The following is a 20,830-nucleotide window of genomic DNA, read 5'->3' on the forward strand; positions in this document are numbered from 1 at the left end:
CGGTGCTGCCCTAGCCTTGCGCGACCGCCTGCAAGGCCGCGAGCTCCTCGGCGCTGAATCCGGCGGCGGCGCGGGCGTCGAGATTGAACGGACCATGCAGCACGCTGCGCGCGTAGTCGGTCAGCAGTTCGCGGAATCTGGGTTCGGGGTCGATGCCGTCGCGCGCGCAGTACCAGCGAAACCACCGGCTGCCGGCTGCGACATGCGGGATCTCCTCGCGCAGGATGATCTCGAGGATGTCGGCGGTCGCATCGTCGCCGAGTGCGCGCAGCTTGACGATCATGCCGGGGGTCACGTCGAGGCCGCGGGCTTCGAGCACGCGCGGCACCAGCGCCATGCGCGCCAGACCGTCGTGCGCGGTCTTCTCGCACATCTCCCACAGTCCGTTGTGCGCGTCGAAATCGCCGTAGTCGCGGCCGAACGCCCGCAAGCGGTCGCGCAGCAGCACGAAATGCCGGGCCTCGTCGTCGGCAATCGCCACCCAGTCGGCATAGAACGCAACGGGCAGGCCGCGGAAGCGGTAGACCGCATCCCAGGCCAGGTCGATCGCGTTGAGCTCGATGTGCGCGATCGCATGGACAAACGCCGCGCGCCCCTCGTCGCTGCCCAGCCCACGCCGCGGCAATTCGCGCGGATGCACCAGACGCGGACGCGGCGGCCGGCCGGGCATGCGGATCGGCTCGGGCGGCGGCGGTGAGGCGGGCAGCGGCAATCGCCCGGCACGCTGCCGCGCGGCATGGTGCCGGGTCAGCGCGACCTTCGTATCGGGATCACACGCGTCCAGACATTGGCGCGCTGCGGCCAGCAGGTCGGGCGCATCGGACACCGCCGCGCTCACGCGCGGCGCTTGTTCTTGGCCTCGTCGGAGCGCAGCTGGCGCAGTCGCTCGAAATAGCCCGGCTCGATACCGGTGACGTACTCGCCGCTGAAGCACGAGCTGTCGAAGCGCAAGTCGGGGAACTTGGGCCCGGCGACGGCGGCCTCGAGATCGGCCAGATCCTGGTAGATCAGCCAGTCGCAGCCCAGGAACGCCTCGATCTCGGCCTCAGTGCGGTTGTGCGCGACCAGTTCGTCGACCGACGGCATGTCGATGCCGTAGATGTTGGGATAACGGACCGGCGGCGCCGCAGAGGCCAGGTAGACCTTCTTGGCGCCGGCATCGCGCGCCATCTGCACGATCTGCTTGGACGTGGTGCCGCGCACGATCGAATCGTCGACCAGCAGCACGACGCGGTTGCGGAATTCGAGCGGGATCGGGTTGAGCTTGCGCTTGACCGACTTCGCGCGTTCGCCCTGCCCCGGCATGATGAAGGTGCGGCCGACGTAGCGGTTCTTGATGAAGCCCTCGCGGTACTTCACGCCGAGCACGTTGGCGATCTCCAGCGCGGAGTCGCGCGAGGTATCGGGGATCGGGATCACGGTGTCGATGTCGTGATCGGGGCGAAGCCGCAGGATCTTCTCGCCCAGGGTCACGCCCATGCGCATGCGCGCCTTGTGCACCGAGATGTTCTCGATCATCGAGTCGGGGCGTGCGAAATACACGTACTCGAAGATGCACGGCGCGTGCGCCTGCTGCGGCGCGCACTGGCGATGGTGCAACTCGCCGCGCGCGGTGACGACGATGCCCTCGCCGGGCTCGACGTCGCGCAGCCGCTCGAAGCCGAGGATGTCGAGCGCGACCGATTCGGACGCCACCGCGTACTCGGTGCCCTCCTCGCTCTGTCGGCGGCCGAGCACCAGCGGACGGATGCCGTGCGGATCGCGGAACGCGACCAGGCCCAGACCCAGCACGGTCGCCACGACCGCGTAGCCGCCACGCGCACGTCGATTGACGCCTTCGATCGCGCGGAACGCGGCCTCGGGGGTCAATGCCTTCTCGCGGTCGAGCTCGTGCGCGAACACGTTGAGCAGCACTTCCGAGTCGGACTCGGTATTGACGTTGCGGCGGTCGGTCTCGAACACCTGCTGGCGCAACTGGTCGGTGTTGACCAGGTTGCCGTTGTGCGCAAGCGCGATGCCGAACGGCGAGTTGACGTAGAACGGCTGCGCCTCGTCGCTGCCTTCGCTGCCCGCGGTCGGATAGCGGCAGTGGGCGATGCCGACACGACCGCGCAACAGCGCCATCGTCTTGGCATCGAACACGTCGCGCACCAGGCCATTGCCCTTGTGCACACGCAGCGCGGTGCCATTGGCAGTGGCGATGCCTGCCGCATCCTGCCCGCGATGCTGCAGCACGGTCAGGCCGTCATACAGCGCACCCGCGACTTCGGAGGTTCCGACGATCCCGACGATCCCGCACATGGCGATTCCAGTCCTGCTGGGCGCGCGGCGCGCGCCATTGAAAGAAGAGGGGAAAGATCCCGTTTGGCCCTGGCCTCAGGGGTGCGACCGCACCAGGCCGTCGATCCCCACCTTGGCGCGCACCTGCGCCTTGAGCTGGTCGGCCTCGCCGCGGCTGGCGACCGGACCGGCCTTGACCCGGGTCAGCCGTCCCTTGTCGGTGGTGACGCTGTCAGTGAACGCGGTGATGCCGGCGCTGCGCAGGCGATCGCGCAGACGCTCGGCCTCGGCGGCCTGGCTGAAGGCGCCAAGCTGCACCACGAAGCCCACATCGGCCGTACGCGCCGGAGCCGGTGCCGGCGCAGGCGTCGCGGCAGGCGCCGGCTTCGCGGCCGGGGGCGGCGTCTGCGCGGTGCGCGTCGGCTCGGCCGGCGGCGGCGTCGCAGGCGTCGGGCGCGCCGGCGACGGCGTCGATGCAGGCGGCTGCGTCTGCGCCGGCGCCGGCGCCGCAGCGGCGGCATCGAGCGCGACCACGCGCGGGTTGACGTCGTCGCGCACCTGCGCCGCGCGCAACCGCACGATCTCGGCTTCGGCGCGGCTTGCGTACGGCCCCAGCCGCACGCGTTGCGCCGGCCGCCCGTTGAGCGTGAACGCTTCGCGATAACCGGTCAGCGACGACTGACGGAGCTGGCGCAGGATCGCCTCGGCATCGGCCTCGGTGGCGAACGCGCCGTAATGCACGGCGTAACCGCCACCGGCGGTGGTCGGCGGCAGCGGTTCGGTCTGCGCGCCAGTCTCCACGGTCGGCAGCGCGTCGCCCGGGCTCGGCGCGGCGACTGTCGCCGGCGCGGCAGGCGTCCGCGGGGCGCCCTCGGCGAGCACGCCGCCTGCCGGGGCCGGCGACGGCGCGACCAGCGGCAGGTCGACGGTCTTGTACTGCCCGTTCGGCGCGTCCGGCAGCTCGAGCGGCATGTCGGGCAGGCCGCTCGCGGGCGCCGGGCCCTTGACCAGCATCGGCAGGAAGATCACCGCCAACGCGATCAACACGGCGGCACCGATCAGGCGCTGTTTGAGTCCAGGCGTCATGCAGAGGGCGCAGGCGGAGGGAACGCGGCGATTATACGCACCGGGGCCATCGGGGCCTTAACCCGGGCCCTGCAACCGCGCGAGCGCGGCCGCAGCGGTATGGAACGAGCCGAACACCAGGACCCGATCGCCCGGCCGCGCCTGCGCCAGCACCGCCGCCAGCGCGCCGCCCACATCGGCAGCCACCGTGGCGTGCTCGGCGGCGGTGCCTGCCAGCCGCGCACGCAGCGCCTCGGCCGATTGGCTGCGCGCACCGGCGTCGGCAAGCCCTGCCAGCCACCAGCCGTCGACCGCGGGCGCCAGCGCCGCGACGACGCCGGTCGCATCCTTGTCGGCCAGTGCGGCATAGACCGCCCACGTCCGGCCTTCGACGGGCGCGCCGCCCAGCCACTGCGCCAGCGCCTGGGCGGCCTGCGGGTTGTGCGCGACATCGACGACGAGCTCGACCCCAGCCTGCTCGAACCGTTGCAAGCGCGCGGCGATGTGCGCATCGGCGATCCCCGCCGCGAGCGCGGCATCGGGCACGTCAGCGTCGAGCGCGCGCAGGGCCGCCACCGCGACGGCAGCGTTGCGCAGTTGCACGGGCGCGGCCAGCGCCGGCAACGGCAGGTCGATTTCATAGCCGACCTCGCGCCAGGTCCAGCGCCCTTCGCTCGCAGGCGCGAACAGGAAATCGCTGCCGGCGCGGATCGCGACCGCGCCGATCCGGTAGGCATGCCGCAGTACGCTCGCCGGCGGGTCGTCATCGCCGAGCACCAGGGGCCGCCAAGGGCGCGCGATGCCGGCCTTCTCCAGGCCGATCGCCTCGCGGTCGTGACCCAGCCAGTCCTGATGATCGAGATCGACCGTGGTGACGACCGCAACATCGGCATCGACCAGGTTGACCGCATCCAAGCGACCGCCGAGCCCGACTTCGAGGATCGCCAGGTCCAGCTTCGCGCGCGCGAACAGCCACAGTGCGGCCAGCGTGCCGGTCTCGAAGTAGGTCAGCGGCGTGTCGCCGCGCACCGCCTCGATCGCCTCGAACGCCGCCACCAGCGCGGCATCGTCGGCATCGGTGCCGTCGATGCGCACGCGCTCGTTGTAGGCCAGCAGGTGCGGCGAGGTGTAGGCGCCCACGCGCCAACCGGCCGCGCGTGCCGCGGCCTCGATCAAGGCGACCGTCGAGCCCTTGCCGTTGGTCCCGGCCACGGTGATGACGTGCGTGGCCGGTCGACCGCAGTCGAGTCGCGCATGGACCGCGGCGACGCGCTCCAGCCCCAGTTCCACCTCGACCGGATGCCGCGCTTCCAGGCGCGCCAGCCAGTCGGCGAGCGATGCGGATGCGGTCATAGCGCGCGGTGGACCGCCTCGCCGAAGAACGCGGTGTGGTGCGCGCAATCGTTCAGACGGACCACGTCGAGACGATCGACATCGGGCCCTTCGAGCAGATTGAGCGTGGTCGGCGCCTGGCGGAAGGTCCACAGCCGCGCGAGCGGCAGGCCGAGCACGCGGCACAGGATCACCCGGTTGACCGCGTCATGCGCGACGATCAGGGCGGTGTCGTCCGGGCCCAGGCCTGCGAGCGCGCGTGCGAACGCCGGCCACGCACGATCGAGCACCTGCTGCAGCGATTCGCCGCCCGGCATCTGCACCGTGTCGGGCGCGTCGCGCCACGCTGCCAGACGCTCGGGGTCGCGCTCGCCGATCTCGGCCGCGAGCAAGCCCTCCCAGGTGCCGTGCGCGATCTCGGCCAGGCCGGGATCGGTGGTCAGCAGGGAGGCGCGATCCACGCCCAGGGCCAGACGCGCGGTGCGGTTGGCCCGCGACAGCGGCGAGCTGACCGCCCGGTCGATGCGGACATCCGCCAGCCGCGCACCGAGCAAGGTCGCCTGGCGCTCGCCGACCGGCGAGAGCGGGATATCTTCCTGCCCCTGGTAGCGGCCTTCGGCGTTCCACGGCGTTTCGCCATGGCGGGCAAGCAGGATTCTCATGCGCGGTCCTCGACAATGCGGCGCGCCTGCACGGCTGGGCGCGGCGCGACAGTCTACCCGCCGAGGCGGGCACCACGCGCACGCCCGGCACTCGGAATGCGCAGGCGATCGTGCCGCAACCCGCGGCGACGCGCAGCGCTCAGCCCCGTCTTCCGAGCAGCATGACCAAGCCGAACAGACCGCCCAGGCCACCGGTGAAGGCGAGCGCGGCGCTCGGTTCGCGCAACCGCAACGCCATCACCACGCAGGTGATCCCGAGCGCCAGGATCAGCACCCCCACCAGCCGCCCCCGCGCGCCGCCATAGAAATGCGTGCGCACGGCCGCGCGTTCGACCACGGGGCGGCGCGCCTGCCAGGCCCCGAACGCGGCCTGGAACTCCCCGAGCAGGCGATCCCGTCCTGGCCCGTCGAGCGCGCTCACCAGGACGGTGGGCGCGCCGCGTCGGACCAGCTTCAGGTAGTCGTCCGTGCCCCACTGGGCAATGTCGGCGAAACGCACGGCCGCGCGGCGCGCAAAGACGAGGCCGTCCGACTCGATCCGCACGTCGTCGCGGGTGGGAAAGCCCAGAAAGGCGACCAGCGGCGGCACAACGAGCGCGACGACCGCCACCCCGATCGCCAACAGCGGCTGGTTCAACCCGAACACGATGCCGACGAAGGCCGTCGATGCCAGCACGAAGCCCAGCGGGGTCGACCACTGGTGCCAGCGGGTGAAGGCTTTGATGGGAATGGTCGAAGACGAGCGCATCACTCGTTGCCTTGATCTTCCGTGCTATCGCGCGGCCGCCGGTCGCGCGCTGCGCACGCGCCATCGTCCCAGGCCGGACCGCCGACGCAGTCGGCCGGTCGGCCGCCTGGAGAGCCTTCGCGTCTTCAGCGCGCGGCGCCCATTTCCCGAAGCAGCCGCGGCGCCGGATCGACCTCCTGCATCACCCAGCGGATGTAGCGCTGGTCGACCGAGATCGTGCGCGTCATCGTCGGGTCGAACACCCAGTTCGACACCACCGCGTCCCAGGTCATGTCGAACAGCAGCCCGGTCAGCCGGCCGTCGGCATCGAGGACGGGCGAGCCGGAATTGCCGCCGGTCACGTCGAGATCGGCCAGGAAATTCACCGGCACCGAGCGCAGGCGCCGGTCGGCCAGACCGCCGTGGCGGCCGGCGGCGATCGCGTCGAGCTGCGCCCTGGGCGCATCGAACGGCTCGGTCCCCGTCGCCTTGGCCGGAATCTCCTCGAGGCGGGTGAACGGGGTCTGCGTACGGCCTGCGCGGTCGGTGTAGCCGACGACGTTGCCGAAGGTGATGCGCAGCGAGGAGTTGGCGTCCGGATAGACCGCCTCGCCGCGACTGGCGCGATAGTCGGCAACCGCCTGCAGGACGGTCGGCTGCAGCACCAGCAGGTCGCCGGCGCGCGCCTTGGCCTCCTGTTCGATCCGCACGAGCTCCGGGACCACCCCGGCCGCGTACTGCAGCGCGGGATCGTTGCTGCGCAGGAATGCATGGCGGTCGGCGGCAAACCACTTCAGGCGCTCCTCGCTGTCGCCCAGGCGGCTGCGCTCGAGCCGATCGAGCGCGCGCTCGATCGCCGCCGCGTCGCGGCCGCCCAGGAACTGGTCGATCGCTGCGACTCGCTGGCCTGCCGGCAACTGCACGTATTGCTGCAGGGCGTAGCGGGTCAGCGCGCGGTCCATCGCCGGCACATAGCGCCGGTCCATCTGTCGCAGGCTGCCCTCGATCACCGGCAGATCGCGCTGCTGGTACCCCTGCTCGCGCATCGCGTCGGGCCGTTCCTTCTCGATCGCCAGCCGGTACAGGCGCACCGCGGTCGACAGCACGCCGCTGTTGTCGAGCAACGACAGCACCAGGTCGCGCTCACGCGTGGCCTGCGCCTGGGCCTCGAGCGCGGCGATGCGCGCCTGCGCCTCGAGCGCCGGCCGCCCTGCCTCGCCGAGGCTCTGCAGCCAGGCCTGGACGGCGGCCGCTTCCTCCTGCTTGCGGGCAAGCGCGCCGATGCGCTCGAAGCCCTGCAACTGGCCCTCGTAGTTCTTCAGCGTGTTCTGCCAACCGCGCACCGCGCTGGCATAGCGCACCTCGATCTCGGGGTCCTGCTTGCCCTGCGCTTCGACCAAATCGATCAGCGCACGGTAATGGCGGCTGACCTGCGGATAGCGCCAGGCGACGGTCTCGGCGAACTCGCCGGCCGATGCATATCGGCTGGTGCGCCCCGGATAGCCGGCCACCATCACGAAATCGCCCTCGCGCAGCGACTTGTCGGCCAGGCGCAGGAAACGCCGCGGGGTGTACGGCACGTTGTCGGGCGCGTACTCGGCCGGGCGCCCGTCGCGACCGACGTAGGCGCGGTAGAACGCGAAGTCGCCGGTATGGCGCGGCCACATCCAGTTGTCGACATCGCCGCCAAAGCTGCCGATGCCGCCGGCCGGCGCGTAGACCAGCCGCACGTCGCGGATTTCCAGATTGCGGAACAACCGGTAACTGTTGCCGCCCAGAAAGCTGTAGAGCCGGCAGCGGTAGCCGGGCTCGGCCTCGCAGCGCGCAACCAGCGACTTCTCGATCGCATCCAACGCCGTGGTCCGACCCAGCCCGTCGGCGGCTGCATCAATCGCCGCCCGCACCTCGGCGGTGACGTCCTGGATGCTGTCGAGCGCGTAGATGCGGGCGTTGGGGCCGGCCGAGATCTCGTCGCCCAGCGCTGCGGCGTTGAAGCCGTCGCGCATCAGGTTCTTCTCGGGCGTGGAATTGAGCTGGATCGCGCCGTAGGCGCAGTGGTGATTGGTGATCGCCAACCCCTGCGGTGAAACGAAACTGGCCGTGCAGCCGCCCAGCGACACCACCGCGCCCAGCGGGTCGCCGGTCAGGTCCGCCAGTCGGTTGGCATCGAGTCGCAGACCCGCCTTGCGCAGCGCCGGCGAGATCTCGGGCAGTTGTTGCGGGACCCACATCCCCTCTCCGGCGACGGACGAGTGACTGCAGCTGAGGAAGACGCCCAGCAGCGTCGCGGCCAGAAGCGGATGGCGCATGGTGGTCCTGTCGGTCGTTTCGGGGCGCCAAGTCTAGAACGTGGCGCCGCCGCGGGGCCAACCCCTGGCCCCGGCCGCCGGCTCCGATGGCGCCCCCGGCGACGATGCGGTGCAGCAGGGGCGGTCATCATCCGGCCCGTATAATCGCGGCTCTTTTCTGCCAGCAGGCACGACGACGATGACCCGGACGATGAAGGCGCTGGTCAAGCGCGAAGCCACCAAAGGCATCTGGATGGAAGAGGTGCCGGTGCCAGCCCCGGGCCCGAACGACGTGCTCATCAAACTCGAGAAGACCGCAATCTGCGGCACCGACCTGCACATCTACCTGTGGGACGAGTGGAGCCAGCGCACCATCAAGCCCGGCCTGGTCATCGGCCACGAGTTCGTGGGCCGCATTGTCGAACTGGGGTCGGCGGTGACCGGCTACACGGTCGGCCAGCGCGTGTCGGCCGAGGGCCACCTGGTGTGCGGCCACTGCCGCAACTGCCGCGCCGGCAAGCCGCACCTGTGCCCGAACACCGTCGGCATCGGCGTGACCCGCGATGGCGCGTTCGCCGAGTACATCGCGATGCCGGCCACCAACCTGTGGCCGATCCCCGACCAGATCCCGTCCGAGCTGGCGGCATTCTTCGACCCCTACGGCAACGCCGCGCATTGCGCGCTGGAGTTCGACGTCGTCGGCGAGGACGTGCTGATCACTGGCGCCGGCCCGATAGGCGTGATGGCCGCGGGCATCTGCAAACACATCGGCGCGCGCAACGTCGTGGTCACCGACGTCAACGACTACCGCCTGAAGCTGGCCGCCGACATGGGCGCCACGCGCGTGGTGAACGTCAGCAACACCTCGCTCAAGGATGTCATGGCCGACCTGCACATGGAGGGCTTCGACGTCGGCCTGGAGATGAGCGGCAACCCGCGCGCGTTCAACGACATGCTCGACTGCATGTACCACGGCGGCAAGGTCGCCCTGCTCGGCCTGCTGCCCAAGGGCGCGGGCATCGATTGGGACCGGATCATCTTCAAGGGCCTGACCGTCCAAGGCATCTACGGCCGGAAGATGTACGAGACCTGGTACAAGATGACCCAGTTGGTGCTGTCGGGCTTTCCGCTGGGCAAGGTGCTCAGCCACCAGTTGCCGGTCGATGAGTTCCAGAAGGGTTTCGACCTGATGGAATCGGGCAAGTCGGGCAAGGTCGTCCTCAACTGGACTTGAGAGCGGCGCCCCGCCCGCGGGCGGTCAATGGCCCCCACGCCTCGCCGGCCGTCCGGGCCGGCACGCGCGGCCAAGTAGAATGCGGCCTTCGCCTTCCGGAACGCCGCCATGTCCACTACCCAGCGCTACGCCGACACCCTCGACGAGATCCGTGACGCCGGCCTGTTCAAGTCCGAACGCGTGATCACCGGCCCGCAGTCGGCGCAGATCACGCTGGCCGACGGGCGCACGGTGCTGAACTTCTGCGCCAACAACTACCTGGGCCTGGCCGACCACCCGGAGATCATCGCCGCGGCCAAGGATGCGCTCGACACCCACGGCTTCGGCATGGCCTCGGTGCGCTTCATCTGCGGCACGCAGGACCTGCACAAACAACTCGAGAGGACCATCGCCGAGTTCTTCGGCAAGCAGGACACGATCCTCTATGCCGCCTGCTTCGATGCCAACGGCGGGCTGTTCGAGCCCCTGCTCGGCGAGGACGACGCGATCATCAGCGACGCGCTCAACCACGCCTCGATCATCGACGGCGTGCGGCTGTGCAAGGCCAAGCGCTACCGCTACGCCAACTGCGACATGGCCGACCTGGAGGCGCAGCTCAAGCAGGCGCGCGCCGACGGCGCGAAGACCATCCTGATCACCACCGATGGCGTGTTCTCGATGGACGGCTTCATCGCGCCGCTCGACGAGATCACCGCCTTGGCGCAGAAGTACGACGCGCTGGTGCACATCGACGAATGCCATGCGACCGGCTTCCTCGGCGCCACCGGCCGCGGCTCGGCCGAGGTCAAGGGCGTACTGGAGAAGATCGACATCATCACCGGCACGCTCGGCAAGGCGATGGGCGGCGCGCTGGGCGGCTTTACGACCGCCAAGGCGGAGGTCATCGAACTGCTGCGCCAGCGCTCGCGTCCCTACCTGTTCTCCAACTCGCTGCCGCCGCACGTGGTCGCCGCCGGCATCAAGGCCTTCGAGATGCTGGACGCGGCCGGCGAACTGCGCGAACGCCTGGTGGAGAACACCCGCTATTTCCGCGAGCAGATGACCGCGGCCGGTTTCGACCTGCGCCCCGGCACCCATCCGATCAGCCCGGTCATGCTCTACGACGCCAAGCTGGCGCAGCGCTTTGCAGAGCGCTTGCTCGAGGAAGGCATCTACGCGATCGGGTTCTTCTTCCCGGTAGTGCCCAAGGACCAGGCCCGGATCCGCACCCAGATCAGTGCCGCGCACACGCGTGCGCATCTGGACCAGGCGATCGACGCGTTCACCCGCATCGGCCGCGAACTGGGCGTGTTGCCGGCCTGAGCCGCGGCGCGCGTCTGGCGCCTCGCCGTCACTAGACCGGCTTGACGGCCGCGGGCGCCGAGCGCGGCGCCAGACGTTCGACTTCGTGGGGCGCGAGTTCGCGCCACGCGCCCTTGGCCAGTTCGCCCAGGCCCACGCGCCCGATCGCGACACGCACCAGCCGCAGCACGCCGACCTCGTGCGCGGCCAGCAGCCGGCGGATCTGGCGGTTGCGGCCTTCGTCGAGCACGATCTCCAGCCACGCGTTGCGCCCGCCCTCCCGCAGCATCCGCGCGGACGCGGCACGCAGATGCTGGCCGGCGTCTTCGATGCCGGCATGCAGGCCGGCCAGCAGCGCGGCGTTGGGCCGCGTATCGATCTGCACGTGATAGGTCTTGCTGGGGCCGCGCTCGGGGTCGGCGATCGCCGCCGCCCATGCCGGGTCGCTGGTGAACAGCAACAGGCCCTCGCTGGCCTTGTCGAGTCGGCCGACCGGCGCGATCCATCCCAGCCCGGCACCGTCGAAACACCGGTAGACGGTGTCGCGCCCGCGTTCGTCGTGGGCGGTCGTCACCAGACCCCGCGGCTTGTTGAGCATCAGATAGCGATGCGCCGTCGCCGCCATGGTCACGCCATCGACCACGATGCGTGCTTCGTCGAGCGCAACCGGATGTTCGGGATCGCGGATCACACGACCGGCCACACGCACGCGCCCCTCGCGCGCCCAACGCTCGGCTTCGCTGCGCGAGCACAGCCCGCGTTTGGACAGAATGCGCGCCACGCCATAGCGCGGCGCCGCCTGCGCTCGCGGCGCTCGGCTGCCACGGCTCGGTCCGTCGCTGCCAGAAGGACGAACGGCCCGCTTGCGCGGGCCGTCATCATCGACACGTCGGGGACGGTCGGTCATTCGCTCGGCGTCGCCGGCGTCGCGGCCGCTTCCACCGGTGCATTGGGATCGACGCGACGCCCGACGCTGTAGCCATTGGCCTTGAGCCAGGCGTCGAAATCGTCGGCGGTCATGCGCTTGCCGCCCTGGGTCATATTGAATCGATACGGCGTGTTGTCGAACTCGGTCTGCTTGACGTAGGCCGCCGGATCGCCCGGGCTGACAACGCCAGCAGCGGCTGCCGCCATGGCGACGTTCTGGCAGCGCGCGATCTCCATGCGCAGCAGCACCTGGTCGACCGACTGCGCGTCGTCGTAGGCGCGCGAAAGCACAGCGGTGGTCCCGAGCCGATAGCTGGGCGCGGCCAGTTCCGGCGACAGCGGCATTAGGGCCGTGGTCTGCAGCGGGCGCGCGGCGCGGGTGTCGAGATCGGCGCATTCTGCCGCGTGACCTGCGAGCGGAAGGGCCAACAGGGTCGTCAACACGATAGCGCGCATGGGCAAAGGATCCCGGGAGTCGAATTGGCCTGAAGTGTATGCGCCAAGTTACCGTCCGACAAGGGAAATTTCTGGATCCGCCTATTCATGCATCGACGTCGCTGTTGGCCGGCTTCTTCACGTCATCCAAACCCCGGCCAGCAATCGTGTCCTCCACCCAGCTGGTGCACCTCATGCCTGGATGTCGATGCCACAATCGGAACGACCACACGCAAACATCGCTCTGCTCGCAAAACGCAAAAAAGAAGCCCGGCATCAGCCGGGCTTCTTCGTGTTGCTTCGCTGGCGCCAGAATTAGTTCTGGACGTTCAGCTCGGTGCGGCGGTTGCGCGCACGGCCTTCCGGGTTGTCCGAACCATCCGGGTTGGTGTTCGGCGCAATCGGACGGCTCTCGCCGTAGCCGACCGGACCCACCAGGCGATCGGCGGTGATGCCGTTGCTGGTCAGGAAGTCGTACACGGCCTTCGCACGGCGCTCCGACAGGCGCTGGTTGTAGGCATCCGTACCCTTCGAGTCGGTGTGGCCTGCAACTTCAACGCGCAGCTCGGGGTAGCGACGCAGGATCTCGACGGCCTCGTTCAGGATCGCCACCGCGTCAGGACGCAGCGTCGAACGATCGAAGTCGAAGTTCACGCCGTTCAGATCGATGGTGATCGGAGCCGGCGGCGGCGGAGCCGGGGCGGGAGCCGGCGGCGGCGGCGGCGGAGCCGGGGGAGCCGGAGGCGCCGGCGGCGGGCCGAGCGGCACCACAACACCGACCGAGGCCAGCACGTCGCCGAAGTAGCTCTCGTTGGCGTTGTGCGGATAGCCGGCCCAGTCACGCGAACCGTTGGCGGCGATGCTGCTGTCGTCGAAATCAGCGCGGTAGGCGATTTCGGCGCGCACGGCGACGCGCTTGTCGAAGGTGGTCTGCAGACCGGCACCGACCTTGGCAGCGAAGTTGCCGTCCTTACGCTCGCCAGGCGAGTTCGGGCTCGGGAACGCGTTGAACTCTTCTTCCGAACGCTGGTAGCCGACACCTGCGAGCAGGTAGGGGTTCCAACCACGGCCTTCGGAGATGAAGTGGTAACGGAAGTCGATCGAGGCGCCGTACTGGCTCCAGTTCAGGTCGGGGTTCGCACCCTCGACGCTGCTGTCGAAACCGGGGTTCTGATAGTTCAGCTCACCGTCGATCGACCAGTTCGGGCTGATGAAACGACCGAAACCGATGGTGCCGAACGGGGTGTCGTCGGTGCGGCGATCTTCGGCCTGGAAGTTGTAGCCGACGGAGCCGGTCAGATACCAGCGGTCGTCGAACTCCTGGGCATTGGCGGCCTGCACCAAGCCGAGGCCGCCGAGCAGCGCGGCGCAGAGGAGTTTCTTATTCATGTTGTATCAGCTCCTGTTCTAGGGGGAATGCGTCATGGCATCGGTTTGAGGCGTCAAACGCACACGCCTTGGACATAGCCTAAAGTCAGCTGTGTGAAGGCGTCGTTAACACTAAGCTAACGGTTGAAAGATTCCAACAGAACGACGCCTTACCGTTCATCCAGCCTTGGGCTATGGCGGGAACTCCCAACGGCGCGCATTGTCTGGATTCGACGTCGTCGTGGCGTCAAGACGCGCTTAACGCTTACTCGGTATCCAGCGCCGCGGCGTACTCCGCAGCGGCCGCCCAGGGCGGCGAGCGGCCCAGCTCCTCGACCAGGAAATCCACGAATGCGCGCGTGCGCGGCGGCACCAGCCGGCGCTCGGGCATGACGGCATGGATACCGGTCGTTGGCGGGGCGTATCCCGGCAGCACGCGGACCAGCCGCCCCGCACGCAGATCGTCGGCGACATGCCACACCGAATGCATCGCGATGCCCTCGCCTGCCAGCGCAGCGTCGCGCAGGATCTCGCCCAGCGTGCTTTCCATGCGCCCCGACACCGCGACCTCGGTGCGGACGCCATCGCGGTCGAGCAATGGCCAGTGGTCCTGGCGCCCGCGGCTACCGACCAGCAGCAGGCACGCGTGATCGGCCAGGTCGGCCGGCACGCGCGGGTGACCGCGCCGATGCAGGTAGTCGGGCGAGGCGACGAGCACGCGCTCGTTGGCGGCGATCGGGCGTGCGACCAGGCGCGAGTCGTCCAGTTCGCCGATCCGGATCGCCAGGTCGAAGCCCTCCCGGACCAGATCGACCAGTTGGTCGCTCATGTGCACGCTCAGCCGCAGCGCGGGATGCCGGGCCAGAAACCTCGGCAACAGCGGTGAGACGTGCTGGCGCCCGAACGAGGCCGACATCGTCACCCGCAACGTGCCCGCAATCCCGCGCCCGCCGCTTTCGCGCAGACCTGCGGCGAGGCTGTCGAGATCGTCGACCAGCGCGCGCCCACCCAAGGCCAGCGCGCGGCCCTCGGCGGTGGGATGCAGCCGGCGCGTGGTCCGATGCAGCAGCCGCACGCCGAGCGCGCTCTCCAGGCGCTTGAGGCGCTGGCTGGCCACGGCCGGCGACAGGTCCAGAGCGCGCGCGGCCGCGCTGATCGAGCCCAGATCGAGCACGCGCAGGAACAGGGCGATGTCATCGAGCCGGGTCATCGATCTTCAATATCCGCTTGAAAGTGATTGTCGATCCTAAACCTGTTCCTCCGGATCGTCGCTTTCGAGAATGGCCGCCCTCCCGCACCGGTCGCGACCATGCCCCGCTCTTGCGCTCCGTCCTCCCGCACGCCAGCAGCGCTGTATGCGCTGACCGCAGGCGCATTCGGCATCGGCACCACCGAATTCGTGATCATGGGCCTGCTGCGCCAGGTCGCGGCCGATCTGCAGGTGAGCCTGCCCGCAGCCGGCCTGTTGATCTCCGGCTATGCGCTGGGCGTGTTCGTCGGCGCGCCGCTGCTCACGCTCGCGACCGACCGGCTGCCGCGCAAGGCGGTGCTGATCGGCCTGATGATGGTGTTCACGCTCGGCAACCTGGCCTGCGCGCTGGCACCCGACTACGGCTGGCTCATGGCCGCGCGCGTGATCACCTCGCTCGCCCACGGCACCTTCTTCGGCGTCGGCGCGGTGGTCGCCGCGGGCCTGGTCCCGGCGGAACGGCGCGCGCGCGCGATCTCGGTGATGTTCACCGGTCTGACCGTCGCCACCCTGCTCGGCGTGCCGGCCGGCGCGTGGCTGGGCCTGCATGCGGGCTGGCGTGCCACGTTCTGGGCGGTGACCGCGATCGGGGGACTGGCGACCATGGTGATCGCGCTGCTGGTGCCGGCCGACCGCGCGACCAGCGCAGCCGGCAGCGTCCGCCGTGCGCTCGCAGCGGTGTCGCGCCCCCCGGTCATGCTCGGCCTGCTGACGACGACGCTGGGCTATGCCGGCGTGTTCACGGTTTACACCTTCATCCAGCCGGTCCTGGTCCAGGTGAGCGGCTTGCCCGATCGTGCGGTCTCACCGGTGCTGCTGGTGTTCGGGGTCGGCATGATCGCCGGCAACCTGCTCGGCGGCCGGTTCGCCGATCGCGCACCGACGGCCGCGATCCCGGCGACGCTGCTCGCGCTCGCCGCCGTACTTGCACTGCTCGGCGCAGCAATGCACCAGGCGCCGGCGATGGTGGTCGCCACCGGCCTGCTCGGCGTCGCCGCGTTCGCGACCGTCGCGCCGCTGCAGGCCTGGGTGCTGCAACGCGCCGGCGACGACGGCCGCAACCTCGCCTCGAGCCTCAACATCGGCGCGTTCAACCTCGGCAATGCAGCGGGCGCCTGGCTCGGCGGCCTCGTCGTCGGCCATGGCGGCGGCCTGGCGCGGTTGGGCACGGCCGGGGCGCTGATCACGCTGGCCGGTGTCGCCGTGTCGGCACTCGCGCTCCGCCGCGTACGCCCGGCCGCCATCCAGCCCTGCTGACGTGCTGCGGCATCGCCTTCCTCATCTCCCAAGGACATTCCCATGGACACCCGCTTCCTCGGCCGCTCCGGCCTGCGCGTTCCCGTGCTCGGCTTCGGCGTCGGCACCTTCGGCGGCCGCGGCCCGCTGTTCGGCGCCTGGGGCGACACCGACGCCGTACAGGCGCGTCGCCTCGTCGACCTGTGCCTTGATGCCGGCGCCAACTTCTTCGATACCGCAGACGCCTACTCCGACGGCGCATCGGAGACGATCCTCGGCGCGGCGATCCGCGGTCGACGCGACCGGGTGCTGCTGTCGACCAAGGTCGGCCTGCGGGTGGGCGCGGATGCGAATGCGGTCGGCGCCTCGCGCACCCATCTGCTCGCCGCCGTCGACAGCGCATTGCGCCGGCTCGATACCGACCACATCGACCTGCTGCAGTTGCACGCGTTCGATGCGATGACGCCGCTGGAGGAAACGCTGTCGACGCTCGACGGCCTGGTCCGTGCCGGCAAGGTGCGCTACCTCGGCGCGTCCAACCACGCCGGCTGGCAGTTGATGAAGGCACTGGCGATCGCCGACCGCGACGGACTGACGCGCTATGTCGCGCACCAGGCGTATTACTCGCTGGCCGGTCGCGACTACGAATGGGAGCTGATGCCACTCGGCCTCGACCAGGGCGTCGGCGCCGTGGTGTGGAGCCCGCTGGCGTGGGGCCGGCTGACCGGCCGGATCCGTCGCGGCCAGCCGCTGCCGACGACCAGCCGGCTGCACGCGACCGCCGCCTTCGCCCCGCCGGTCGACGACGCGCGGCTGTACCGGATCGTCGACGCGCTCGATGAGGTCGCCGCCGATACCGGGCGCAGCGTGCCGCAGATCGCGCTGAACTGGCTGCTGCAGCGCCCCGGGGTCTCGACGGTGCTGGTGGGCGCGCGCAACGAGGCGCAGTTGCGCGAGAACCTGGGCGCGGCCGACTGGTCGCTGGACCCGGTGCACATGGCGCAGTTGGATGCCGCGAGCGCGGTGCCGACGCCCTATCCCTACTACCCTTACTGGAACGGGCAGTTCGCCGAGCGCAGCCCGGCGCCAGTCCCCGCCCCCGATCAGGAGAGTCCCGCATGAAAGCCATCGCCACCACCCGCCCGCTGCCGATCGACGATCCGCACGCGCTGGTCGAACTCGAGCTCGACATTCCAGCGCCCGGCCCGCACGACCTGCGCGTGCGCATCGAGGCGGTCGGGGTCAATCCAGTCGACACCAAACTGCGTCGCGCGCCGTTGCCCGAAGGCGCACCGCATCGCGTGCTCGGCTACGACGCGGCCGGCGTGGTCGACGCGGTCGGTGATCAGGTCAGCGGGTTCTCGATCGGCGACGCGGTCTACTACGCCGGCGATGTCACGCGCCCCGGCAGCAATGCGCAGTTCCAACTGGTCGATGCGCGGCTGGTCGCGCGCAAGCCCGACACGCTGGACTTCGCCCAGGCCGCCGCCCTGCCGCTGACCGCGATCACCGCCTGGGAACTACTGTTCGAACGCATGCCCTACGCCTTCGAGGACGGCGGCGCGGGCAAGACACTGCTGGTGATCGCCGGTGCCGGTGGCGTGGGTTCGATCGCGATCCAGTTGGCCAAGCTCGCCGGTTTCACTGTGATCGCCACCGCCTCGCGCGAGGACAGCATCGCCTGGTGCCGGGACCTCGGCGCCGACCATGTCATCGATCACCGCCAGCCGCTGGCGCCGCAGTTGCAGACGCTCGGCTACACCCAGGTCGACGCGGCGCTCAATCTTGCCGACACCGATCGCTACTGGGACGCGCTGGGCGAACTGCTCGCGCCGCAGGGGCATGTCGGCCTGATCGTCGAACCGGCCGGCGCGTTGAAGATCGGCGATCCCTACAAGGCCAAGTGCATCGGCATCCATTGGGAATTCATGTTCGCGCGGCCGCGTTTCCGCACCGCCGACATGGAGGCGCAGGGCCGCATCCTCGCGCGCGTTGCCGCGCTCGTCGACGCCGGGCAGTTGCGGGGTACGCTCGGCCGCACGCTCTCGCCGATCGATGCCGACACCCTGCGCGAAGCGCACCGGCTGCTCGAGTCGGGCGCGACCATCGGCAAGGTCGCCGTCGCCGGCTGGCGCTGATCGCGATCGCCGGCGCCCAGCCCCGGGCGCTGGGGACCGGCCGGCCTCGTCCGGCCTGCACCTGAGAAACCGCGGCGCTTGCGCCGCGGCGCCGGTCGCGGCACCCTGCGGCATCCATACGCCAGCGTATCCAGGTCATGTCGCCAGTCATGGGCCAGCCCGCCGACCCCACGCTCTATCCGCATCTGCTCGCCCCGCTCGACCTCGGCTTCACGACGCTGCGCAACCGGGTGCTGATGGGCTCGATGCACACCGGCCTGGAGGATCGCGCCGCCGACTTCCCGAAGCTGGCGCGCTACTTCGCCGAGCGCGCGGAAGGCGGTGTGGCGCTGATCGTCACCGGTGGCTTTTCGCCCGACATCGCCGGCTGGCTCAAGCCGTTCGGCGGCAAGCTGTCGTGGCGATGGGAGACGCGGCGCCATCGCCCGGTCACCGACGCGGTGCATGCCCATGACGCGAAGATCTGCTTGCAGCTGCTGCATGCCGGCCGTTACGCCTACCACCCGCTGCAGGTTGCGCCGAGCCGCCTGAAAGCCCCGATCAATCCGTTCACGCCCCGGGCGCTGCGCGCACGCGGGGTCGAACGTACGATCGACGCCTATGCCCACGCCGCCAAGCTCGCGCGCGAGGCCGGCTACGACGGCGTCGAGATCATGGGCAGCGAGGGCTATCTGATCAACCAGTTCCTGAGCGCGCGTACCAATCGTCGCCAGGACCGCTGGGGCGGCGATGTGCTGCAACGCATGCGCTTTGCGACCGAGATCGTGCGCCGCGTGCGCGAGGCCGCTGGACACGACTTCATCCTGATCTACCGTCTGTCGATGCTTGAACTGGTGCCGGACGGCTCGGGCTGGGACGAGATCGTGCAGCAGGCGCGCGCGATCGAGGCCGCCGGCGCAACGCTGCTCAACACCGGGATCGGCTGGCACGAGGCGCGGGTACCGACGATCGCGACCTCGGTCCCGCGTGCGGCCTTCGCCGGCGTGACCGCCAAACTGCGCCCGCATGTGAAGCTGCCACTGGTCGCGACCAACCGCATCAACATGCCCGACGTCGCCGAGCGCGTGCTCGCCGCCGGCGGCGCGGACATGGTGTCGATGGCGCGGCCGCTGCTGGCCGACCCGCACTGGGTCGCCAAGGCACGGGCCGGCACACCCGCACGCATCAATACCTGTATCGCCTGCAACCAGGCGTGCCTGGACCACGTGTTCGCGAACCGCACCGCCAGTTGCCTGGTCAATCCGCGCGCGTGCGCGGAGACCGAGCTCAATTACTTCCCGGCGGCCGCGCCGCTGCGTATCGCAGTGGTCGGCGCCGGCCCGGCCGGGCTGGCGTGTGCGACGGTCGCCGCCCAGCGCGGCCACCGCGTGGTGCTGTTCGACGCGGCCGATGCGATCGGCGGCCAGTTCAACCTGGCGCGGCGCATTCCCGGCAAGGAGGAATTCAACGAGACGCTGCGCTACTTCGGCCAGCGCATCGCCGAGACCGGAGTCGACCTGCGGCTCTCGACCCCGGTGACGGCGGACGACCTCGCCGGCTTCGATGTCGTCGTGCTCGCGACCGGCGTACGCCCGCGCGCGATCGACATCCCCGGACACGACCACCCCAAGGTGGTCGGCTATGTCGATGTGCTCGAGGGTCGAGTCGTGCCGGGTGCGCGGGTGGCGATCATCGGTGCCGGCGGCATCGGCTTCGATGTCGGCGAGTTCCTGGTCGAGGGCCACGGCCCGTCGCCCAGCCTCGATCCGGCGGCGTGGATGCGCGAATGGGGCGTGGACCCGAGTTTCGAGCGACCGGGCGGCCTGGTCACGGCCGCACCGTCGCCGCCAGCGCGCGAGGTCTGGCTGCTGCAACGCAGTCCCGGACGCCCGGGCGCCCGGCTCGGCAAGACCACCGGCTGGATCCACCGCAGCACGCTGAAGGCCAAGGGCGTCCAGATGCTGGGCGGGGTCGCGTATCTGGGTGTCGATGACGCGGGCCTGCGCATCCGGGTGGACGACAGCGAACAGCTGCTGCCGGTCGATCACGTGGTGGTGTGCGCGGGCCAGGAGCCGCGACGGGACCTGCTGGACGCATTGCAGGCGGCCGGACGTGTCGTGCATCTGGTCGGCGGCGCGGACGTGGCTGCCGAACTCGACGCCAAGCGCGCGATCGCCCAGGCCAGCGCGCTGGCGGCGCGCCTGTAGCGCACCTGCGCGATGGCGCCGCATTCCGCTCGGCACTGCCGGCTGGCGGACGCTGGCGGTTGCACCGCAGGTCGTTGCTCAAAACAGGTGCGCCGATGCGCCGGACTGAATGTGGGCCCTCCCTGCACCGCGACATCGCAATGAAACTGAACAGATATTCATAAAGCCACGTGCTACGCGATCCCGCTGGTGATCCCGCCTTGAACTGAATACGAGCCCATTTTGGCCGTTTCCAGCCACAGATCGACCGCCGGCACCAGTGCCGCGCATTCACGTTCGATTCGAAAAACCACCGATACCGTGCCGCCACATCGTTCCGCCCGCCTTTGGCGGAACACCGGCCCAGCCGCGACCGCGCGGCTCGGAGCCCGGGCGAAAGCGCCATAGAGTCGCCGCCCTCCCCAAGACGCCATGCCGACGTC

General features: G+C 70.0%; 17 protein-coding genes. 6 read left to right on the plus strand and 11 right to left on the minus strand.

Annotated elements, in window-relative coordinates; genetic code table 11:
* Window positions 1–10: 10 nt before the first annotated feature.
* The 7 genes from FHW73_RS08180 to FHW73_RS08210 all read right to left on the minus strand — a co-directional run bounded on the left by FHW73_RS08180 (window position 11) and on the right by FHW73_RS08210 (window position 8,297).
* Window positions 11–826 carry a ferritin-like domain-containing protein gene (locus FHW73_RS08180; protein WP_183426284.1) on the minus strand — a complete coding sequence of 272 codons (816 nt, stop codon included), beginning with the start codon at window positions 824–826 and terminating at the stop codon, window positions 11–13.
* A gap of 8 nt (window positions 827–834) precedes the next feature.
* Window positions 835–2,301 carry an amidophosphoribosyltransferase gene (gene purF / locus FHW73_RS08185; RefSeq protein ID WP_183426210.1) on the minus strand — a complete coding sequence of 489 codons (1,467 nt, stop codon included), beginning with the start codon at window positions 2,299–2,301 and terminating at the stop codon, window positions 835–837.
* Between the two features lie 75 nt (window positions 2,302–2,376).
* Entirely contained in the window at window positions 2,377–3,366 is a 990-nt protein-coding gene (locus FHW73_RS08190; RefSeq protein ID WP_183426211.1) for an SPOR domain-containing protein, read from the minus strand.
* Window positions 3,367–3,423: 57 nt separating this feature from the next.
* Window positions 3,424–4,698, minus strand: coding sequence for a bifunctional tetrahydrofolate synthase/dihydrofolate synthase (folC, locus tag FHW73_RS08195; protein ID WP_183426212.1), 1,275 nt, complete (start codon window positions 4,696–4,698; stop codon window positions 3,424–3,426).
* Window positions 4,695–5,339, minus strand: coding sequence for a histidine phosphatase family protein (locus FHW73_RS08200; protein ID WP_183426213.1), 645 nt, complete (start codon window positions 5,337–5,339; stop codon window positions 4,695–4,697). Before FHW73_RS08200 ends, folC begins: the two co-directional genes overlap by 4 nt.
* 139 nt (window positions 5,340–5,478) lie before the next feature.
* The gene (locus FHW73_RS08205; protein ID WP_183426214.1) at window positions 5,479–6,087 is read right to left on the minus strand and encodes a hypothetical protein; all 609 of its coding nucleotides are present in this window, start codon (window positions 6,085–6,087) and stop codon (window positions 5,479–5,481) included.
* 125 nt (window positions 6,088–6,212) lie between these two features.
* Complete coding sequence (locus FHW73_RS08210; protein WP_183426285.1) at window positions 6,213–8,297, minus strand: S46 family peptidase; 2,085 nt, start codon at window positions 8,295–8,297, stop codon at window positions 6,213–6,215.
* Between the two features lie 256 nt (window positions 8,298–8,553).
* Between FHW73_RS08210 and tdh the strand changes: the two genes are divergently transcribed.
* Both tdh and kbl read left to right on the plus strand, forming a co-directional pair.
* Window positions 8,554–9,588: an L-threonine 3-dehydrogenase gene (tdh, locus tag FHW73_RS08215; protein ID WP_183426215.1), complete on the plus strand. Its 1,035-nt coding sequence runs from the start codon at window positions 8,554–8,556 to the stop codon at window positions 9,586–9,588.
* Between the two features lie 108 nt (window positions 9,589–9,696).
* Window positions 9,697–10,890 (plus strand): glycine C-acetyltransferase, encoded by a 1,194-nt coding sequence (gene kbl / locus FHW73_RS08220; RefSeq protein WP_183426216.1) that lies wholly within the window; start codon window positions 9,697–9,699, stop codon window positions 10,888–10,890.
* A gap of 31 nt (window positions 10,891–10,921) precedes the next feature.
* On the opposite strand, the gene FHW73_RS08225 is transcribed toward kbl, so the two are convergent.
* The 4 genes from FHW73_RS08225 to FHW73_RS08240 all read right to left on the minus strand — a co-directional run bounded on the left by FHW73_RS08225 (window position 10,922) and on the right by FHW73_RS08240 (window position 14,809).
* On the minus strand, window positions 10,922–11,776 hold the full coding sequence (locus FHW73_RS08225) for a pseudouridine synthase (protein ID WP_183426217.1): 855 nt from the start codon (window positions 11,774–11,776) through the stop codon (window positions 10,922–10,924).
* Complete coding sequence (locus FHW73_RS08230) at window positions 11,773–12,252, minus strand: hypothetical protein (protein WP_183426218.1); 480 nt, start codon at window positions 12,250–12,252, stop codon at window positions 11,773–11,775. The genes FHW73_RS08225 and FHW73_RS08230 overlap by 4 nt, the downstream gene beginning before the upstream one ends.
* A gap of 294 nt (window positions 12,253–12,546) precedes the next feature.
* Window positions 12,547–13,620 carry an OmpA family protein gene (locus FHW73_RS08235; protein ID WP_183426219.1) on the minus strand — a complete coding sequence of 358 codons (1,074 nt, stop codon included), beginning with the start codon at window positions 13,618–13,620 and terminating at the stop codon, window positions 12,547–12,549.
* A 244-nt stretch (window positions 13,621–13,864) separates the two neighbouring features.
* Window positions 13,865–14,809 (minus strand): LysR family transcriptional regulator, encoded by a 945-nt coding sequence (locus FHW73_RS08240; protein ID WP_183426220.1) that lies wholly within the window; start codon window positions 14,807–14,809, stop codon window positions 13,865–13,867.
* Window positions 14,810–14,908: 99 nt separating this feature from the next.
* Here FHW73_RS08240 and FHW73_RS08245 point away from each other — a divergent pair, with 99 nt between their 5' ends.
* From FHW73_RS08245 to FHW73_RS08260, 4 genes are all read left to right on the plus strand, one after another.
* A complete protein-coding gene (locus FHW73_RS08245; RefSeq protein WP_183426221.1) occupies window positions 14,909–16,105 on the plus strand; it encodes an MFS transporter in 1,197 nt (398 codons plus the stop codon).
* Between the two features lie 42 nt (window positions 16,106–16,147).
* Window positions 16,148–17,206 carry an aldo/keto reductase gene (locus FHW73_RS08250; protein ID WP_183426222.1) on the plus strand — a complete coding sequence of 353 codons (1,059 nt, stop codon included), beginning with the start codon at window positions 16,148–16,150 and terminating at the stop codon, window positions 17,204–17,206.
* Window positions 17,203–18,222 (plus strand): zinc-binding alcohol dehydrogenase family protein, encoded by a 1,020-nt coding sequence (locus FHW73_RS08255; protein WP_183426223.1) that lies wholly within the window; start codon window positions 17,203–17,205, stop codon window positions 18,220–18,222. Before FHW73_RS08250 ends, FHW73_RS08255 begins: the two co-directional genes overlap by 4 nt.
* 137 nt (window positions 18,223–18,359) lie before the next feature.
* Window positions 18,360–20,408, plus strand: coding sequence for an NADPH-dependent 2,4-dienoyl-CoA reductase (locus FHW73_RS08260; RefSeq protein WP_183426224.1), 2,049 nt, complete (start codon window positions 18,360–18,362; stop codon window positions 20,406–20,408).
* Window positions 20,409–20,830 lie beyond the last annotated feature (422 nt).

It is taken from the genome of Luteimonas sp. RC10 (assembly GCF_014192745.1).
GTDB lineage: Bacteria > Pseudomonadota > Gammaproteobacteria > Xanthomonadales > Xanthomonadaceae > Luteimonas.

Excerpts from the sequence above, each read along its gene's own strand:
- purF (WP_183426210.1), bottom strand. The coding sequence starts at position 2,301 with ATGTGCGGGATCGTCGGGATCGTCGGAACCTCCGAAGTCGCGGGTGCG.
- FHW73_RS08190 (WP_183426211.1), bottom strand. The coding sequence starts at position 3,366 with ATGACGCCTGGACTCAAACAGCGCCTGATCGGTGCCGCCGTGTTGATC.
- folC (WP_183426212.1), bottom strand. The coding sequence starts at position 4,698 with ATGACCGCATCCGCATCGCTCGCCGACTGGCTGGCGCGCCTGGAAGCG.
- FHW73_RS08200 (WP_183426213.1), bottom strand. The coding sequence starts at position 5,339 with ATGAGAATCCTGCTTGCCCGCCATGGCGAAACGCCGTGGAACGCCGAA.
- FHW73_RS08205 (WP_183426214.1), bottom strand. The coding sequence starts at position 6,087 with ATGCGCTCGTCTTCGACCATTCCCATCAAAGCCTTCACCCGCTGGCAC.
- FHW73_RS08210 (WP_183426285.1), bottom strand. The coding sequence starts at position 8,297 with ATGTGGGTCCCGCAACAACTGCCCGAGATCTCGCCGGCGCTGCGCAAG.
- tdh (WP_183426215.1), top strand. The coding sequence starts at position 8,554 with ATGACCCGGACGATGAAGGCGCTGGTCAAGCGCGAAGCCACCAAAGGC.
- kbl (WP_183426216.1), top strand. The coding sequence starts at position 9,697 with ATGTCCACTACCCAGCGCTACGCCGACACCCTCGACGAGATCCGTGAC.
- FHW73_RS08225 (WP_183426217.1), bottom strand. The coding sequence starts at position 11,776 with ATGACCGACCGTCCCCGACGTGTCGATGATGACGGCCCGCGCAAGCGG.
- FHW73_RS08230 (WP_183426218.1), bottom strand. The coding sequence starts at position 12,252 with ATGCGCGCTATCGTGTTGACGACCCTGTTGGCCCTTCCGCTCGCAGGT.
- FHW73_RS08235 (WP_183426219.1), bottom strand. The coding sequence starts at position 13,620 with ATGAATAAGAAACTCCTCTGCGCCGCGCTGCTCGGCGGCCTCGGCTTG.
- FHW73_RS08240 (WP_183426220.1), bottom strand. The coding sequence starts at position 14,809 with ATGACCCGGCTCGATGACATCGCCCTGTTCCTGCGCGTGCTCGATCTG.
- FHW73_RS08245 (WP_183426221.1), top strand. The coding sequence starts at position 14,909 with ATGCCCCGCTCTTGCGCTCCGTCCTCCCGCACGCCAGCAGCGCTGTAT.
- FHW73_RS08250 (WP_183426222.1), top strand. The coding sequence starts at position 16,148 with ATGGACACCCGCTTCCTCGGCCGCTCCGGCCTGCGCGTTCCCGTGCTC.
- FHW73_RS08255 (WP_183426223.1), top strand. The coding sequence starts at position 17,203 with ATGAAAGCCATCGCCACCACCCGCCCGCTGCCGATCGACGATCCGCAC.
- FHW73_RS08260 (WP_183426224.1), top strand. The coding sequence starts at position 18,360 with ATGTCGCCAGTCATGGGCCAGCCCGCCGACCCCACGCTCTATCCGCAT.